General features: G+C 34.5%; 16 protein-coding genes. 4 read left to right on the top strand and 12 right to left on the bottom strand.

Going from position 1 to position 18,114, the window contains the following annotated elements; genetic code table 11:
- Positions 1-356: 356 nt before the first annotated feature.
- The gene (locus COL05_RS09025) at positions 357-722 is read left to right on the top strand and encodes a hypothetical protein (protein ID WP_098668356.1); all 366 of its coding nucleotides are present in this window, start codon (positions 357-359) and stop codon (positions 720-722) included.
- Positions 723-860: 138 nt separating this feature from the next.
- Positions 861-1,133, top strand: coding sequence for an HU family DNA-binding protein (locus COL05_RS09030; RefSeq protein WP_061655541.1), 273 nt, complete (start codon positions 861-863; stop codon positions 1,131-1,133).
- A gap of 211 nt (positions 1,134-1,344) precedes the next feature.
- Here the strand turns inward: COL05_RS09030 and COL05_RS09035 are convergent, their stop codons facing one another.
- Both COL05_RS09035 and COL05_RS09040 read right to left on the bottom strand, forming a co-directional pair.
- On the bottom strand, positions 1,345-1,923 hold the full coding sequence (locus COL05_RS09035; protein ID WP_098668357.1) for a GNAT family N-acetyltransferase: 579 nt from the start codon (positions 1,921-1,923) through the stop codon (positions 1,345-1,347).
- Positions 1,924-2,207: 284 nt separating this feature from the next.
- Positions 2,208-2,501: an ArsR/SmtB family transcription factor gene (locus COL05_RS09040; protein ID WP_017657775.1), complete on the bottom strand. Its 294-nt coding sequence runs from the start codon at positions 2,499-2,501 to the stop codon at positions 2,208-2,210.
- Between the two features lie 851 nt (positions 2,502-3,352).
- On the opposite strand from COL05_RS09040, the gene COL05_RS09045 reads away from it, so the two are divergent.
- Positions 3,353-3,757 carry a DUF3221 domain-containing protein gene (locus COL05_RS09045; RefSeq protein WP_098668358.1) on the top strand — a complete coding sequence of 135 codons (405 nt, stop codon included), beginning with the start codon at positions 3,353-3,355 and terminating at the stop codon, positions 3,755-3,757.
- 502 nt (positions 3,758-4,259) lie between these two features.
- Here the strand turns inward: COL05_RS09045 and COL05_RS09050 are convergent.
- Entirely contained in the window at positions 4,260-4,661 is a 402-nt protein-coding gene (locus tag COL05_RS09050) for a hypothetical protein (protein ID WP_098668359.1), read from the bottom strand.
- 63 nt (positions 4,662-4,724) lie between these two features.
- Positions 4,725-5,957, bottom strand: a complete 1,233-nt coding sequence (gene lhgO, locus COL05_RS09055) for an L-2-hydroxyglutarate oxidase (RefSeq protein ID WP_098668360.1) — start codon at positions 5,955-5,957, stop codon at positions 4,725-4,727.
- 70 nt (positions 5,958-6,027) lie between these two features.
- Here lhgO and COL05_RS09060 point away from each other — a divergent pair, with 70 nt between their 5' ends.
- Positions 6,028-6,954 (top strand): phosphotransferase family protein, encoded by a 927-nt coding sequence (locus tag COL05_RS09060; RefSeq protein WP_098668361.1) that lies wholly within the window; start codon positions 6,028-6,030, stop codon positions 6,952-6,954.
- A 43-nt stretch (positions 6,955-6,997) separates the two neighbouring features.
- Here COL05_RS09060 and COL05_RS09065 read toward each other — a convergent pair whose 3' ends face one another.
- From COL05_RS09065 to COL05_RS09100, 8 genes are all read right to left on the bottom strand, one after another.
- Positions 6,998-8,251 carry an MFS transporter gene (locus COL05_RS09065; RefSeq protein WP_098668362.1) on the bottom strand — a complete coding sequence of 418 codons (1,254 nt, stop codon included), beginning with the start codon at positions 8,249-8,251 and terminating at the stop codon, positions 6,998-7,000.
- Between the two features lie 39 nt (positions 8,252-8,290).
- On the bottom strand, positions 8,291-8,962 hold the full coding sequence (gene pgmB, locus COL05_RS09070; protein WP_098668363.1) for a beta-phosphoglucomutase: 672 nt from the start codon (positions 8,960-8,962) through the stop codon (positions 8,291-8,293).
- Between the two features lie 16 nt (positions 8,963-8,978).
- Complete coding sequence (locus tag COL05_RS09075) at positions 8,979-9,977, bottom strand: GNAT family N-acetyltransferase (protein ID WP_098668364.1); 999 nt, start codon at positions 9,975-9,977, stop codon at positions 8,979-8,981.
- 22 nt (positions 9,978-9,999) lie between these two features.
- Complete coding sequence (locus tag COL05_RS09080; RefSeq protein ID WP_098668365.1) at positions 10,000-11,361, bottom strand: aspartate aminotransferase family protein; 1,362 nt, start codon at positions 11,359-11,361, stop codon at positions 10,000-10,002.
- Positions 11,339-12,478 carry a DegT/DnrJ/EryC1/StrS family aminotransferase gene (locus tag COL05_RS09085; RefSeq protein WP_098668366.1) on the bottom strand — a complete coding sequence of 380 codons (1,140 nt, stop codon included), beginning with the start codon at positions 12,476-12,478 and terminating at the stop codon, positions 11,339-11,341. The genes COL05_RS09080 and COL05_RS09085 overlap by 23 nt, the downstream gene beginning before the upstream one ends.
- Positions 12,475-13,485 (bottom strand): NAD-dependent epimerase/dehydratase family protein, encoded by a 1,011-nt coding sequence (locus tag COL05_RS09090; RefSeq protein ID WP_098668367.1) that lies wholly within the window; start codon positions 13,483-13,485, stop codon positions 12,475-12,477. Before COL05_RS09090 ends, COL05_RS09085 begins: the two co-directional genes overlap by 4 nt.
- 65 nt (positions 13,486-13,550) lie before the next feature.
- Positions 13,551-15,851 carry a glycosyl hydrolase family 65 domain-containing protein gene (locus tag COL05_RS09095; protein WP_098668368.1) on the bottom strand — a complete coding sequence of 767 codons (2,301 nt, stop codon included), beginning with the start codon at positions 15,849-15,851 and terminating at the stop codon, positions 13,551-13,553.
- A gap of 2 nt (positions 15,852-15,853) precedes the next feature.
- The gene (locus tag COL05_RS09100) at positions 15,854-18,022 is read right to left on the bottom strand and encodes a hypothetical protein (protein WP_098668369.1); all 2,169 of its coding nucleotides are present in this window, start codon (positions 18,020-18,022) and stop codon (positions 15,854-15,856) included.
- Between the last annotated feature and the right edge of the window lie 92 nt (positions 18,023-18,114).

An 18,114-nucleotide genomic window follows, 5' to 3' on the forward strand; every position in this document is an offset into this window, starting at 1 on the left:
GATAGCAAGATAGCAATAACCCCTGAAATTAAAATTAAATCTGAACAGATTGAAGAATTCACTACAAAAAATCTAACGAAGCAAAAATAAACAAACTATAGATTTTAATTATATTTCTCAACAACCAACATTACTTAATGTGGTAAAAAATAATCAGGTTGGCACTCAATACCATATTACGATGGTTCCAGTCGCAGGAAGGCACCTTTAGGTGTCTTTTTTTGTTTGAAACACATTCTGCCAAAATACCTGTATCTTTGTTCATTTACGACTCATATAAATCAACAAACTTCGTATATATAATTTGTTACCCTAAATGGGTTGAAAATACGAACAGTTATAGGAGGATTTTGTGAATGGTAAAAACAGCTTGTGTAAGTATTATTACTGGAATTCTTTTAATATGTTCAACAGGATGTGCCACTCAAACTGATTCTATTACAGCTAAAACTCAATCAATAGATGATGGCACATATACAACAAAAGAGATCACAGACGCATTTCCTGTAGGAACACCCATAACTACTTACATTCAAAAAGAAGAAAAACTGAGCGTAAAACATCTCACCAATATTTCACTTACAGATGGTGGCGTCGGTAGAGTTCTGGAAGCAACAGATGGTTTTGTTGTCGTATGTGGGGATGAAAAAGGAATTTTTGACTTGTTAATATTTAAAACCATGGAAGATGTAAAGAAATATAAACAGAGTTTAAAGCGATAATTAATATCCTTCTTATTCCTTTTACACAAACATTGTCCTCTAGCTCTTGCTATGGCTTCTTCTAGGTACAGTATAATTGCGTCATGAATACACACACGTTATAATAGTCACCTAATTACATATGAAGAGGTGCAGAAAATGAATAAAACAGAATTAACAAAAGTAGTAGCAGAAAAAGCTGAACTTACACAAAAAGATGCTGCAACAGCAACACAAGCGTTATTAGATACAATAACAAATGCGTTAGCAAATGGAGAGAAAGTACAGATTCTTGGTTTTGGTACATTTGAAGTACGTGAAAGATCTGCACGTACAGGACGTAACCCACAAACAGGTGAAGAAATGCAAATCGCAGCTTCAAAAGCACCTGCTTTTAAAGCTGGAAAAGAATTAAAAGAGGCAGTGAAATAATTTTACATATTGAAAAGATCTTGATANNTATCAAGATCTTTTCAATATCCTTTTTGTTTTATTCTAAGGACACATCTTGCAAAGTCTATATAAAATAGATCCCAAAAAGTATGTAACCAACTTGTGTTATGATGAACATTTTAAGTTCGAAACCAGTGAGCTTTCTTTCCCTTTTTATTTTTCGAAAATATAGAAGCATTATATATTCTCTTTATTTATATACAGCTAGTTTTTGTAAAAGTTGTTCTTTTATAACCGGCCATTCGCTTGCAATAATACTATATACAACTGCATCCCGTACATAACCATTTGGCAATTGTCTTTCGTTTCGCAATACACCTTCTTTTACAGCACCTAGCCTTTCAATTGCGCTTTGTGCTTTTTCATTTCGTAAATCCGTTTTTATTTGCACACGTAACATGTGTAACTCTTCAAAAGCATATTGCAATAACATATACTTACACTCAGTATTTATACTTGTACGATGTACACTTGGATGATACCACGTTTGCCCAAGTTCAACCGTTTTGTTATCATTTGAAATACTGTACAAACGTGTACTGCCTACAATTTCATTCGTTTTCTGATCTACAACAACAAATGGTAAATCAGTTTCCCCTTCAAAACCTTTTATTGCCACTTGAACATACTGCTCCATATCTTGATAGCTATCCATTTCAGTTGTTAAATACTTCCATATCCCTTCATTTCCTTCTACTATGGTAAATAAGCTTTCGATATCATTTACATGCATTAATCGTAACATGGCTCTATCATTTACTAATTCCATAAACTATTCCCCTTTTCAATAGATGCTCCAATAGTTGGCATTTCATAATCATTTCTTCAAATGGTTATGAAATTGGATATAAATCGGATTATTTGCTACAAATTTAAAATCATTAAACATTTCCTTTCCCTTCTTATTATAAGTTTCACGTAATTGTATCTATTTTAAAAGGTCCGCCATATATATATTCTCTTTAACTAGTGGTATGGTTTAACACACAATTAGTTATACATATAAAAAAGGTTTCCTGCCTTGTAACAGAAAACCTTTTATGTATTATTAACCTACAAACCTAAAATTTCAACAATCTGACGTGCCTTAGCATTATCTATAAAATAATGCATCTCTATCCCTCTTCTTTCTGAGCGGAGTACGGTTCCCCTCAATTTTGATAAATGTTGTGAAACAGTGGATTGTGGGAGTCTCAATATCTCTGTTAACTGTGTAACATTGCAGACTTTATGTTGCATTAATTCATTTACAATTTGTAATCGAACAGGATGTGCCATTACTTTTAATACATCTACATCGTCTTCTTGGATTTCAGCTAGATTTCTTTCAGATATTAATGTTATCATTTCGCATTCTCCTTTATTATTAATTTCTATTTTCCTGTTATCCTTATAATTAATACTTATAGCTAATTAACATTTGTCCTGTTGAGAAAATATATTCTCTCTTTAAAACAAAAAGGACACCAATTCATTAAAACGTTTTTACTGCTTTAATGAATTGGTGCCCTCTAATTTTTTGACCCAAATATATCTTATTTTAAAGGATATTTTCAGTTCCTTTTTTCTCACGTCTAGTAAAATTTTGTATTTTCTTTAAAATTCATATTAAGAATACTCTTCAAATCCTGAAAGCATAAATTTGCGGTAAACCTATACTTTCTATCACATTCCACACCAATTAAGATAGTTAACACTATTAACACAGTGCTAACTATCTTAATTGAATATTAATAATAGTGAATCTACATATTATCAATTAACTTTATAGTACATGTATGTAAAAATAATAACATGATAAGCTTTTTCAAATTTTTCTCCTTGTAAAGATTTGAAAATAGCATTTCATTACTCTCCTTACTGTTAATATGCCTAGAAAAAGAACCCCATAGGGTTCTTTTTCTGTTCATTCCCTAAAGTCCCATATTAATAAAAAAAGAAGAGGGATATATCCTCTCTTCACCAATAAAATCGAACATCTTTACACTTAAGGAAGGGCATACATTCATCAAGAGATGAAATGAACAATAATAGTTCACCTAGTGAATTATAACATAAACCCAATTCCATTAATAGATAATATTAACATTTATGGAATAATTGTGACATAATTGTTAAGTATCTTAATATTAAAAGGCTTTATATGTATGTAAATTGAAAATGGATAGTGTAAGGATAAAATATAAGGGGGATATATCATGTTTAACAAAAAACAAACATTCGTAACAACGGTAACAGCTTTAACACTAGGATGTGGATTTACATTCGGATTAACACCGGCCTTTGCAGATTCTAACAAGATTTCCGCCAACAATATTCCTGTTCATTCTATTCAGAACCAAGAACAAGAACCTTTTACTGGATATGTCATTTCAGTAGAGAACAATTATTTAGTAGTTGCAGCTACGCCTACAAAAGATGAAGCTCTTGCTTATCAACATGATTGGTGGGATCTAGTTTCTCAAAATAAGATTTTAAGAGTTCCTGTTTCAGATGATGAAAACTACATATTAGGTGAAAAATTAAATGTATATGCAGCTGCATGGAATAAATCTCTACCACCAATAGCTGTTATGCCTACAACCCAAAAAGTAGCTCAGTAGATTGCATTTAAAATGAAAAGGACAATATTCTAATTAGAATGTTGTCCTTTATCTCACCAACTTTTTCTATTATTTGAAGCGTAAAAACTATATAGAAACTACTTTTGCAGATATATTAAAACAATGCAATAAAAATAGTAAATGCAAGCTAATTATAGCTTGCACAAACAATTGAAAAGTGAAAAAATTACTTTTTCTTACCATAAAAACATATTTCATGAATATTTTGTGTTATAATTCTAATAAGAGCTAGTATCCTTTTTCTTCAGTCTAAGATAAGCCAATCCAGGCATATCTGCAACTTAAATACTAGTTCTTGAGCAAAAAAGAACTTCAAAAGAAGTTCTTTTTTATTTAAAAATATAAACTTTATAAGAACTAAAACCACATACTAAACAATATTATTTGCAAAAAAAATATTGTTTGGCGCTATCTATTCGTTTTACATTATCTAAAGTATTTCCCATTGGTACTCTGTTTAATAATGTTATTTAACCTATATTCATCCAAATGTTATATTATAGGTACGAATTAAACTCTTTTGTTCATTATAAACTTCAACTATGAATATCCCTTCTGTCCCACATATAATTTCCCCATTTGAATCATTTAAGTTCCAATCCCCTTGAGGATTATTAGTCATCACTTTATATTTGTATAAATTAATTCCACTCTCATTAAATTTTGTAGGCAAATAATATGGGAATCCAGCAGGTATATTTAATTCATAAACTACCTTTGGATCATAATCTTTTATATTGGATATTCCCTCTATTAGATTAATATTCGTTTCTGTAAACCCTTCTTGCAAATATAAATATTGTTTTTCTGCAAATGCAGTCTCATTCCCCCCCAATAATATACTTCCAGTTGCCAATACACCAACTATAATTTTTTTATTCATCTAAAAGCCTCCATTACATTTAGTTATTAAAGTAATAATATTTTAAATAGAAAAATCTTATTATCAGATTACAACTTTATTTTCACTTGTTTGAAGCTTCCTAAACTGTGAAATTTGATCAACTACGTATCTAGAAAATGGAAGCGAACAAGTAAAAGCTGGAGAAACAGCATTCAAAATATGAATAGATGATTCGTCCCCTTCAATTACAAAGTCTTGAACAAGTTCTAGGGTATTTTTATTTAACAACTGAGCACGAATTCCAGGTCTCATATATTCCCTTGCAAATCCATTTGAATCAACATTTTTAACCATTCCCAATGCACCTTTAATGAATCGGGTTTTATTATACTTCCTAATTTCTTCAAATGCTAAATTACGAAAATTAAACTTATTTAATAAAAATAGTTTAGTTTCGTAATAGAGAATTTCAAAAAACTCACTAAGTTTAAATCCCTTCCACCCTTTGTAATTTTCACGCCAAAAAGTTGGGGTAGCAGTAGGACCAATTTTAATACATCCCTCAACATTCTTTGTAAAGTGCACCCCTAAGAAAGGATTGTTCAAGTTGGGAACAGGATAAATATTCATAGATATGGCATTCTTATCTTTTTCATATTTTATATAATTACCTCTAAACGGTATTATTGTATAATCTTTCCCAAAACCGAATGATTGAGCAATTCGATCCGCATATAATCCAGCTGCATTAATTAAATAATCACATTGTAATTGATGTTCTCCTGCATACACCACAGAGCCTTTAAACTTCTTAAATGGACTATTAAAGTAGAATTTAATATCTGATTTGATATTATCAGCCTTCATAGCACAACATACTTCCATTGGATTAACGGTAGACGTTGTTGGAGAATAAAGAGCACGTTTAAAAGTGACCGCACCAGGATCATATTTTTGAAGATCCTCATCTGTAATCCACTTCAATTCAACTCCATTAGCATCAGCACGTCTTTTTAACTCCTCAAGCCCCCTCACTTCTTGTTCGTTACGTGCAACAACCAATTTACCACACTTTTTAATTTGAAGGTTTCGTTCGTCACAGTATTTTGACATTTCTTCATTTCCTTCTTTTGTAAACTTAGCCTTCAAACTATCTTCAGTGTAATAAAAACCTGCGTGTAATACTCCACTATTGCGACCACTAGAATGAAAGGCCACATCAGCTTCTTTTTCCACAATAGCAACAGTAACTTCTGGAAATCTATTTTTTAACTCTCTAGCAATTGTTAACCCAATGATTCCTGCACCTATAATCACATAATTATAATGATCCAAATTAATTCTCCTCTCGCAAAATTCAGAAAATATGTTAAAATAATCAAAGCTACATATAAGGAGGAATACTATGCCAGATAATCCCACTCTAATGAAACGTCTAAATTGGATTTCAGAAAAACTACCAAATCTTAAAATTCAGAACTGGAAAATTGATAATAAGGGATGGGATAACTTCGTAATTATTATAAATGACTCTTGGATTTTCCGATTCCCTCGTAATATTCAAGTTCAAAAGCGACTTATTGTTGAGAAACAACTGTTAAGTCAAATAAGGGACCCTCTTAATGAAATAAACATACAAGTTCCAAACTACAAACTCCTCTATGATTCTACAGATAATTTACCAATCTGTTGTTATTATAAAATTATTAAAGGGGTTCCATTAGATCGGGGACTGATTCAAAAACTTTCAGGTTCCTTACGTCGAAAACTCACAGATTCCCTTGGTGATGCCCTAGCTGTAATACATTCCTTTGATTTAGCAGCACGTGATTTTCCAGTCCTTGAGGAGGAACAAACTGAAAAATATTGGAAAAATCACTGGGCTGATATTAAACTTAAGATTCTCCCTTACCTTGCTAAATCGGAGCAAGAAAAAGTGGAGAATTTATTTGAAAGTTTTTTAGAGGAATGGAACATTACTAATTTACCAAAGACACTTATTCATTGTGATTTAAGTCACGCCCACATTATTTATTCTGAAAAAGAAAAAAGAATCTCAGGTATTATTGATTTTGGCGATGCTAAAATTGGTGATCCTGCCTATGATTTTTCTGGTTTGTACTGGGATTACGGAAATGATTTTTTGTTACAGACATTAGCGCGCTATCGTCAACATACACAATTAAAATATGATATATTTGACTTATACAGACGTGTAGCTAGTTTTTATGGCAAACGTCCCATATTTTTTGATCTTCTTCATGCACTAGAAAATGGTTCCTCTACTGATTTCAACAACCAACTTAATGTACTTCGCCATTCTTTACGATAAGCTAAGGACCCCAGCAATAAAAAGCTAAAGGGTCCTTTTGTTATTACTGTGTTGTCACTGTTGCTTTATCTGAGTATCTTTCGAATGTTTGATCAAACTCATATCGAACTCCCCAGAAGAAGGAAGAAATACCGATGAAGGCTGTATATAAAGCCATAACGCCGAATGCTAGTAAGAAAGATTCATATTCAGCAATCACGCCAAATGAATACATAAATATAGGCCCAAGCGTACTTCCTCCAAAGCGAATTGTTGATGAAATTCTTCCAAGATAATTATTATCTACTCTTAATTGAATATAAGTGTCAACAAAAGTACTCGTAATCTGTATTATTACGCCAATTAAGAAGTTCAGAAAAATAGCTATAACAAAAATTGAGTTGGCCCCAAAAATGAAAAGTAAGCTTGCAGTTAGTATAAAACCAATTCCTATAATCTGCTTACGGTAACTTTTTTCAATCCAGCCCATCGCAACACCACCTGCAACAGCTCCAACTCCAATAGCAGCATCTAACACCCCAAATCCCCAAGTACCTACTTGCAACACTTCTTTTGTAAATGGGGCTAATAATACATTAATAACCATTGTTACAAGCCATGTTGATATTCCCAGAAGAACAAGAACTCGGATGTCGCCCCGTCCCTTAGTATACGAAAAAGTTTTCACCAAGCCGGACAACAATCCTGTATTAGTTGCCTCCCCATCTGGATTTGTAGGACGAACGATTCCTCTTCTTAGAAAGAAGAGCACAACCCCTGAAATAAAATAGGTAAAAGCATTAATCGAGAAGGCTCCAGTTGCCCCAATAAAAGCAATTAGGAAACCACCTAGAGAAGATCCAATTAAATAACCAGCTTGTGAAGCAATTGATAGCAAAGAATTAACGCCTAGCATTCGTTCTTTTGAAAAAACTTCGGGAACAAGCGCAAATAGCGCTGGCATCGTCACACATTGTCCCACAGCTAGTAACCCTGTAAACACAAATAAAAATGTAATACTAAACCCATCTACACTCAAGAAATAAACCCACAGTAGCAAGATGATACATTGTAGAAATTCTACAATCATTGCACAAATTCTCCTGTCAAATCGATCCAATAGTACACCAATTACTGGAGTCAATAAGATACTTGGGAGCATTGTCAAGGATAAGACTCCTCCTACCGTAACCACAGAGCCCGTCTGGTCATATGTGAGCCATGCGATTGCAATATATTTTAAACCATCACCAAAGTTCGAAAATAACCTACCTAGGAACAACATTAATAACTTTGGATCTTGAAGATTCTTCCACATATATACTCCTCCTGAAGACTTGTTTACTACTAATATTTTCTAAATGAAGTGATCTACAAGTTCTTTCATATCTATAAAACTCCAGTATAAAAGAGATGGTATAACAGTTTCAAAACTCAGCCCTTCAAAATCTTGTAGTTTTCCTATTCCTACTGCATTCATTTTAGCTGTATTTGCAGCTTTGAGACCAGCGTAAGAATCTTCAAAAACTACACAATTTTTTGGAGGTAATCCAAGTCCCCTTGCAGCTGTCAAAAATATATCAGGGTGCGGTTTGCTCGATAAATTTCTCGGGTCAACGACAAAGTCGAAATATTTAAAAATATCTAAAGATTTTAGTACCATTTCAGCATTTTTACTAGCAGAACCAAGAGCTATCTGATATCCGCTTTGTTGAGATGTCTGCAAGGCATCTAAAGCTCCCTCAAGAAGGTCTTTTCTTGACAAATATTTTACATATTCTAAATAATATCTGTTCTTTTTTTCAGCTAATGCCAGCTTTTCCTCATACTTTATTCCAGTTATTCCCGCAGACTGAAGTAGTAACTCTAATGAATTCATTCTATCGATTCCACGTTGCTTAATGGCTACCTCTTCACTTAATTTGACTCCTATATCTTCGGCAAGCCTTTTCCATGCTGCAGAATGAAGTCGAGCAGTATCTACAATGACACCATCAAGATCAAATATGATACCTTTCACTTTTTCCATCCTGATTCCTCCTGATTTAAACCTTTTGTTTAAGGTTGAAGTGTTGATTTAACAACTTTGTGGAGGAAGAAGTAAAACCATCAGTAAAAACAAGTTTACATCCAATTTCCTGGCAGATTTTCTCTTCTTCAAAAATATTAGGATTAGTCTTGCCGTCAGGATCCCGATAATCAGGTCCCTTCACATAGTAATTTGGGCGTAGTAATTGCAATGTTTCTACGGCTGAATCCCACTTATTAATAGCAACATGGTCTACAATTTCTAGAGCACTAATCATTTCAGCACGTAAATCTTCACTAAAAGCTGGGCGATTTTCCCCTTTATTGACATATTGATCCGGAGTTATTGTTACAATTAAAATATCTCCTGATTTTTTAGCTTTTTTCATGTGACGTAAATGACCAACGTGGTATAAATCGAAACATCCATGGCAATGAACGACTGTTTTTCCTTGGTTTTTATATTTACCTACAAGCTTTGCTAATTGTTCCAATGACACAAACTTTACTTGGTTCATGTATTGTTCTCCCTCTCCAAAAGGTTTTAATCTTTTACCAAACAGCATCATATCTTCGCCGTCTTTCCAGTAATCCTTCATAACTCCTTCTAACTCAAAACCTTGTTTCTTATGAAAAGCAATTGCTTCAGGTTGATCGCTTTCATTTCCTACATCCAAATAGCACTTTCGTGCACCCTTTTCAATCATATTCTGCTCAATAGATTTCCAAAGTCTTGACGCAATCCCTTTTCGCATGTATTTTCTGTCAATATACAACCATACAGCCCAATAAACATGGTCTGCACCTTCCTTATCCGGCTTGTACCCCATAACACCTGCTATTTTCCCACTAACTACCGCAACATGAAATACCTGCTTCATTATATTTCCTTTAAAAAAACATTCTTCAAATTCATCCTCAGCAATCTTTCCATGTTCTTGATTATAATCAGTAATGATTTTAATAACAGCAGGACAGTCATCTGCGATCATCTCTCGAATCAATATTTCCTCCATGGAGAACCTCCTAATTATTTAATTATCTATTAGTTCCCTCGAAATAAGGTACCTGCTGGAAAATTTTCTCTACTCGGTTTAGTGTTTCATAAACATCTTCTAAGGTATGCGCTAGGCACATTGTAATCGGTTCCGGGCAGTCAGATAACGGAAGAAAGAATCCGTACAACCCTTGTTCGTAGAATGCTTTTCTAAAACATTCTAATGTAAAATCTTTATTCCATTCACGAATGATATGACGATAGTCAGTTGGTTGAGAGCGGAGGCCAAAATGAATTCCGATTCTTCCTCCAACCCCTTGAACATAACCTGGAATAGAATAACGCTCCATCAATCCACTAAACTCCCGAACGAAAGTATCATTTAAATTAGTAATATGTTCATATTGACCAGGTTTCTCTAATTCTTTCAGAGCACTTAGTGTTCCTAAAACTGTAATCATTCGTCCGGTGTTTGTTCCACTCATCTGTCCTTTACCAATAGGCTCTAAACCGGTCATAAATTCTTTCTTACCAGCTAAGGCAGCAACTGGAAGACCACAACCTAACGCTTTACCAAAGCAGGACAAATCAGGTTCAATGTTCAAGTATTCTTGCGCTCCACCCAAAGCAACACGAAATCCGGTCAATACCTCATCAAAAATTAATACAATGCCTTCCTCTTTTGATATAGTACGTAAGGCTTGCAAAAACTCTTGAGTAGGTTTTACACAACCAATATTCAAAGAGATTGGTTCCATAATAATTGCTGCTAAATCATCTTTATGACGTTTTACTGCTGCTACAAATGCTTCGATATCATTAAATGGCAGTGGTATTACCAGCTGTTCTATCATTCCAGGAATACCAGCTGATCCCGGGATTGGTTGGATATCTCCTAAACCTCTAACTTCACCAAGATGAGGCGACGTGTCCATAGAGTATAGTAAATAATCATGTAATCCATGGAAATGTCCTTCAAATTTAATCACTTTATTCTTACCAGTTTTAATACGAGCTAATCGTATTGCATTCATGGTAGCTTCCGTGCCAGAATTACATAAACGAACCATTTCAGCACTCGGAACAATATTAGTGATTTTCTCTGCTAATTCTACATGATATTGGCTTTCATATTGAAAACCAAAACCAGTCTCTAATGATTGTTGAATTGCTTTATGTAACACCCCTGGATTATGCCCTAAGAAGAGCGATCCCCACCCTACAACATAGTCAATGTACTCATTGCCATCTACATCCGTGATTCGTGAACCCTCTGCTTTATCGAAATAAATAGGACCCATCTCAGGAAAGTGATTCCATGCTGCAGATACACCGCCGACTAACACTTGGTCGGCTCGTTCCCTTAATTCATTATTCCGCTTAAGATTGTATATAGAATTCATCTTTTAGACCCTCCTGTTTTTTTATAAAAAATTGACGTATACTTTCAATAATTCTATTAACCTCAATATCTGTAAGTTCAGGATAGACTGGTAGAGAAAGAATTTGCTTTGCCTGCTGCTCTGCTATAGGAAAAATAAGCTTTCCATACTCTGTATTTTGTGCTGCCTTTTGCTTATGAATTGGAATTGGATAATGAATCTTAGTATCAATACCTTTTTCAGCTAGATAGGATCTTAACTGATCACGTTCTTCCAATTGAATGACAAATGCATGGTATGCACAGATTTCATTTTCTAACTCCACTGGTAGTTTTAATGGCAAATCTTTAAAACTCTCACAATAGCGCTTCGCAATCTCACGACGACGATTTGTCCAATTATCTAAATACTTGATTTTCACATTCAAAATAGCTGCTTGTATCGCATCAAGTCTTGAATTGTAACCCCAATGCTCACATTCGTCACGATTAATTAACCCATGGTTTCGAACCTTACGAAGTTTTTCCGCAAGTTCTTCATTATCAGTGACTACGACTCCTGCATCTCCACATGCACCTAAGTTTTTTAAGGGATGTAAACTAAAAGTCCCTGCATGTCCGAAGGTTCCAACATGCCTACCATTTAGATGTGCGCCAACTGCTTGTGCACAATCTTCAATTACTAAAAGGTTATATTTATTAGCAATTTCCATAATCTTGTCCATTTTTGCGGGTTTACCAGTTAAATGAACTGGTAAAATTGCTTTTGTTCGATCAGTAATCGCTTCCTCTAACTGCTTTGGATTCATATTTTGATCATGGTCAACATCTATGAGTATGGGTGTTGCTCCAATCAATTCTATGGCTGCTGTAGTAGCCAGAAAAGAATTGGGTACTGTAATTACTTCATCACCATGGCCTATACCATACATCATTAGTGTCAGGAAAATTGCATCCGTTCCATTATTCAAACCTATTGCATACTTTGTACCTACACGCTCAGCGAAGCTCTTTTCAAAATTCTGAACTTCATCTCCTAAGATAAATTGCCCCGACTTAAGCAAACGATGAATATTTTGCATCAGTTCATCCAAAATCAATTCATTTTGTAAAGGAAGATTCACATATGGTATATTCATACGGATTGCCCTACACTTGACCAGGTTTTGAAGTTTTCATTCATAAACTGAACATTTCTATACTTTGAATCTGCCGGATTTCCCAATTTTCCGTTTTGGATAGCTTCAGCCAATTCACGAATACCTTCACGAATACCGTATTTTGGAGTATATCCTAGTACACGTTGGATTTTCTCAGCCGACATATGATATGAACGATGATCATTAGTAGGGGTGATTTCAATCTCAACTGGTTTCTCTAAAGTATCCTTAACCAATTCGGCCAACTCAATAATTTTGTGATTCTCTGCTGTAACATTAAACACTTCTCCATTAATCTTTTTAATTGGCGTATCTAATAAAAGCATATAAATATCTACCATGTCCCTTACCGTTAAATTCGGACGCTTTTGTTCTCCTCCGAATACAGAAATTTTCCCTTTTGTTACCGCTTGATAAGTAAGAATGTTAAGCGCTAAGTCAAATCTCTGACGTGGTGCATATCCACATAAAGTAGCAGGACGGACAGTTACTCCACTGAAAGAATCAGAAATTTCTCCATTCAAGACAGCTTCCAATTCTGCTTTATACTTTGAGTAAGCTGTAATTGGCTCGAGTGAAAAATCCTCAGTTACATTTTCTTCTTCCTTAATTCCATAAACACTTGCTGAGGATGCGTTAAAAAATCTTCGAATTCCATTCTTTTTAGAAAGCTGAACTAACTTCATACCCGCATCAAAATTAATTTCCCTTGTCAATTCTTCGTTAATGTCACAGCTCGGATCATTAGATAAACATCCTAAATGAATTACATCCTCTATATCTTGCAATGCCCGCTCTACTGCATATTCATCACGAAGATCACCTTTAATAATCTTTAATTTTGGATGATCAATTAAGTTATCAAAGATATGTGGATCAAACAACATCCAGTCAAAAACTTTTACTTCATGCCCTTTATCAAGTAATTCAGGAACAAGCAAACTACCTACATATCCTGCGCCACCAGTAACCAAAATTTTGCTCATTCTAAACCCCCCTTTTTTAGATTAATCATATATTTTTTACACTTCTAATTTACTCCACACTACATTTACAGTGTTATATAGTGAGTACTTTCATCCTGAAACTCTAAAGTATTACCACCTATATGAATAGTCCCTTTAGATTTCCCTTTCTTTACCATTTTAACTTTTAACTCTTCTGATCCAATCTCAATTCGTAAAAAATGATCTTCCCAGCAAATACCAAAAGATACTTTTGACCAATTAGATGGGATTTTTGGATTAATATATAAAGAACTTCCTTTAATCTCAACCCCACAGAATCCTTCTACTAATACACGCCATCCGCCTGCATAAGAAGCAAGATGGATACCGTTTCGATAGTCTGCTTTTGGAATAAAATCAAGATTGAATCGCATGCAAATCATAAAATATTTATAAGCTATTTCTAGCTGATTTAAATCAACTGCAACAAGCGCTGCATGTGTAGCACTCAAAGAAGATTCATGAGCTGTACGCTTATCGTAGTACTCCATATTCTTTAACTTATCATCATAACTAAATTTATCCCGAAACATCGAAATTAGCATAATAATATCTGCTTGCTTAATAATTTGATTGGAACTATTCTGTAAGTATGCAGCAACCTCTTCAAATTCTTCAGAGATTACCGGACGATTGTTTTGATCATAAGAATTAATCCATGCATCTTTTAAATTAAAGTAACCACTAAATTGTTCAAATACCCCTTCCCTGGCTTTTGGAAGATACAGATTTTGTTTCACATGCTCCCATAATTGAATTTCCTCATCATAGACACCCAGTTTTTCACAAACATCCTCAACAGCCACTATGTCTATATTTCTGAGAATCTCCAACATTTCAAGTGCATATGATAGATTAAATTTCATCATGTAGTTGGTAAAATAACTATTATCAACGTGCATATGATATTCATCTGGCCCAGTTACCTTATGAATTTCATAAGTTTTAGAGCACTCATTCCATTTGACAATACTAGCTGAAAATCTTGCCGTTTCAAGTAATAATTCCAAACCATGTTGAAGGATAAACTCATTATCTTCTGTCATTTGATAATATTTCGCCAATGAATAAACACAAAGTGCACCGATATAATGGGTTTCACGCCCAGTCCACTCTTCTAGTTCTTTTCCTGTAAAAATGTTTCGAAACTTACTAGGACCTGCCGGAAACCCTTCATGATCCGATTCTTCTGAGAAACGAGCACCCTTATATCCCATACTATTTGCTATTTCACGTGCAGCTGACAAAGTGTTACAGCGATATTGCAATAATGATTTAGCTATAGATGGTTCCATATACATGAAATATGGTGATTTATAAATCTCTGTATTGAAGAAAAAGTGACCGAGATGATATTCACTTGTCAACCCACGTGATGCGATATTGGTACCATCCTTCATTGGATGAGGAGACTGAATTAAATGGAAAACGCCAAAACGAATTGCTTCTTGCGCACGCTCATCTCCTTCAATTATTACGTCATACTTTTGCCATCGTTCATCCCATACCGCTATATGTTGTCGAGTCAATTCATCAATACCTATTTGATTTATTTCATTTAACTTTTCCAAACAAGCATTTCTAAGATTTTGTTTTTTATCAAAACCATTGAAGAAAGTTACGTACTTTATAAATGAGTTGGTTTTCCCCTCTTTTGCGAAGTAACGCAATGTTTCTCCTACACACTCTTTTTCATAAACAGGAAAACGATTCATGTGCTCTTCTACCACAATCCTTGAAGCCATACCAATAGGAGACTTAGTTCCAATGGTTTCTACTTCAAGATAAGTGGTTTCACCAGCTTCACTCAAACACTTTTGTAGATGTTGAGTTCGAACTTCATTTAAAAAACCACCATACATTGAGTTTCCATGATTATAGTTCAGCATCGTTGTTACAGTAATTTCACCTGAATAATTTTCCGGTTGTATTTCTAAACTCAATACAGCGGCATGGTGATCAACAGCATATAAAAATTCTTTACGCTGGATTTGTGTAATACGTCCTAAATCATCTTGCACACGATAGTTAGTTCTCACAATAGCTTGTTTGAGATCCAAAGTCCGCTTAAAAGTAAGTACCTTAATCTGATCTAACAAAATAGGCATTCCCTCAATAAAAATACGAAAGTCTAACCAGTTCGGGGCATTTACAATCTCATTTCTTGTAACTAAAGCTCTATCATATATATTTGCAAAGAAGCAACCTGGGTTCGCCTGTTCCGACATAAAATCAAGTGTATTACGGATTCCCACATATCCATTAGACAATGCGAATAGGGTCTCATAATATTTTTGTTCATCAGAAATATAACTTGATTGCGTAATACTCCAACTATTATTCATGATTATTCACCTTCATACGCTTTCCTCGGAAGTAGACCTACTGAATAATAAAACCATTCCATATCAATTATCCCCAGAAGAAAAAGATACTGTCGAGGAACTGGTGCAATTTCTTGAGATGAAATCTGTATCTCTCGAGTCACCGTTTCTTTTGGCTGCAATGTAATTTCCATATATTTCGGATTCAATTCGGATCCCCACTGTGCGCCCATCTCAATTACACTACCAAGTGAAGCGTGAACTGGTTCATCCGAATGATTCGTTAAAGTAATAGTAACCACTGACTTATCCAAAAACTCTTCCAATTTTGCATTTAGCTCAGTTTTACTATTTTTAGGACGTTCTAGCATCATTTCACAATTAACACACTGCTCACGTACACGTTCGCTATGCGGAACTCCTGGAAATCTCATATCAGATATTGACATTTTATTTCCGCAGGTTGGGCAATCACTGAGAACATCTTTACCATAAATACGACGTTTATCGTACATCATTAATGGATTTGCAATGTCTCCATCGAGATTATCAATTAAAGGCGTCAAGAGAGAATTTTGGATTTCCGGTATTTTTTCTATGAAACCTGAAATAACATTATTGAACTTTTCACCGTCAGCGTATTGAATAATTGTTGGAATCATTTGAGTTATCTGAGACATTTTTTCACGCAACAACTTTACATTTTTTCGCGACTCATTATCAAGAATTTGTAAATAGTCAAGAACATTCAGACGATCGTGAAGATTAACAAGCTTTTCATCTAAGCGATCAACGGAAAGTAAGTCTATTATCTTAATCTCATAGTTCCCCGCTTTTAATCGTCTTGGACCAAATACCCATATTTCTGTTTCGTTATCTTTACGTTGCAGTGCGAAATTTATCGCCTCATCCTTACCATCTAAACGTTTAATATCAATGGCAATATTTTCAGATAAGACTTTATCAATAACAACTTTAAACGTCCAAATTGGCTTTTCTACCTGAATTACTGTAGATTCTTTAAAATTAAGTACAGGAATTTCTTTTGGAGTAAAATGCCTTACTTCTGGATCACCCAGCGCACGTAATGGTGCACGTCCCTGATAACTAGAAGCCGCCCATTCGTTATACATATCTAGTGCTCTACCAATTGTAAATCCTGTACGAAGGAGCGCATTTAGAAAGAATACTTGTTCTAACTCAGTATCAACATTTTCAAATGAACCTATATAGCTTACTGCTTGACCTGCTACGGCACCAAGCGCTAAATCGAAATAAGGTCCATACGGATTATGCCCTAGATAAAAAGAGCGACAACCGTAAATAACCATATGTTTAAAAGCTAAATCTTCTGTATGTCGAACATATGATTTTCTACTTATCCACGAAGGCAGTACATCCGTGAAACATTTGCCTGTATTGTAACAAACAGGCGCAACTTCTTTGTTAGGCAATACACCATACGAAGCATTTGCTTGTTTACCACAGAGAACCATTGAATCAGTAATTAAAAAATCATCGCCAGAGTGACCATTAATGAACAATGTATGTGCACCCTTTTTCATTCGCACGTTCAGAACAGTAGCTGGTTCACATAATTCTGGATAATCTTTTGCAAACGTAGTTGTTTGCGCTTCAACACGAAAGATAAAACTATCTTCGTTTTCTTCTGGCTGATACTGAATTGTCTTAATTAACAAATGATTCAGCACTTCTGGACTCGCACCAGTCAAATAAAAGGCTACTTGTTTAGAGTATCCTGTCATACTATACATTGGAACACTTGAAGAACCAACATAGAGACGACGTGTTTTGTCAACTTCATCAGCGGCACTCTCATCTATCCAAGCACGTTTGGTGAGTACAGCCCAAAACAGAGATTGTACATACCATAACGGATCATCATCATGTGATACGATGATAGCATCGTGATTTTCAACATCATATTTTGCAACCACATGTTTTGCTAATGTAGCTTTTCCATCACGAAGAAACTGCTTTGCTTGTTCAAGATAATCATTTACTTGCTTAGGAAGCGATGTCACTTCTACAAGATTTGATTCCTGCAGAACAGGAAAATTATTATGACCTTCCACTTGCGCTAACAAGGTTGCGGTCAACTCGACAATATTTTTGCATTTTACAAATTGAAGATTAGAAGTTACTGAACTAATTTCGGTTTGAACCATCACTTACTTTCCCTCTTTCTCATGATGATTTTTTGAACTTAATAAATCTTTCTTTTTAAACTCTCATAAAGCCTATTTTGGAGCCAGGGGAAGGA

This window comes from Bacillus sp. AFS059628 (assembly GCF_002571225.1).
In the GTDB taxonomy this organism is placed as follows: Bacteria; Bacillota; Bacilli; order Bacillales; family Bacillaceae_G; genus Bacillus_A.

Coding starts and splice junctions, on each gene's coding strand:
- COL05_RS09090 (WP_098668367.1), bottom strand. CDS start 13,485: ATGAGCAAAATTTTGGTTACTGGTGGCGCAGGATATGTAGGTAGTTTG.
- COL05_RS09065 (WP_098668362.1), bottom strand. CDS start 8,251: ATGTGGAAGAATCTTCAAGATCCAAAGTTATTAATGTTGTTCCTAGGT.
- COL05_RS09035 (WP_098668357.1), bottom strand. CDS start 1,923: ATGGAATTAGTAAATGATAGAGCCATGTTACGATTAATGCATGTAAAT.
- COL05_RS09045 (WP_098668358.1), top strand. CDS start 3,353: ATGTTTAACAAAAAACAAACATTCGTAACAACGGTAACAGCTTTAACA.
- COL05_RS09060 (WP_098668361.1), top strand. CDS start 6,028: ATGCCAGATAATCCCACTCTAATGAAACGTCTAAATTGGATTTCAGAA.
- COL05_RS09095 (WP_098668368.1), bottom strand. CDS start 15,851: ATGAATAATAGTTGGAGTATTACGCAATCAAGTTATATTTCTGATGAA.
- COL05_RS09030 (WP_061655541.1), top strand. CDS start 861: ATGAATAAAACAGAATTAACAAAAGTAGTAGCAGAAAAAGCTGAACTT.
- COL05_RS09080 (WP_098668365.1), bottom strand. CDS start 11,361: ATGAATTCTATATACAATCTTAAGCGGAATAATGAATTAAGGGAACGA.
- pgmB (WP_098668363.1), bottom strand. CDS start 8,962: ATGGAAAAAGTGAAAGGTATCATATTTGATCTTGATGGTGTCATTGTA.
- COL05_RS09085 (WP_098668366.1), bottom strand. CDS start 12,478: ATGAATATACCATATGTGAATCTTCCTTTACAAAATGAATTGATTTTG.
- COL05_RS09050 (WP_098668359.1), bottom strand. CDS start 4,661: ATGAATAAAAAAATTATAGTTGGTGTATTGGCAACTGGAAGTATATTA.
- COL05_RS09025 (WP_098668356.1), top strand. CDS start 357: ATGGTAAAAACAGCTTGTGTAAGTATTATTACTGGAATTCTTTTAATA.
- COL05_RS09040 (WP_017657775.1), bottom strand. CDS start 2,501: ATGATAACATTAATATCTGAAAGAAATCTAGCTGAAATCCAAGAAGAC.
- COL05_RS09075 (WP_098668364.1), bottom strand. CDS start 9,977: ATGGAGGAAATATTGATTCGAGAGATGATCGCAGATGACTGTCCTGCT.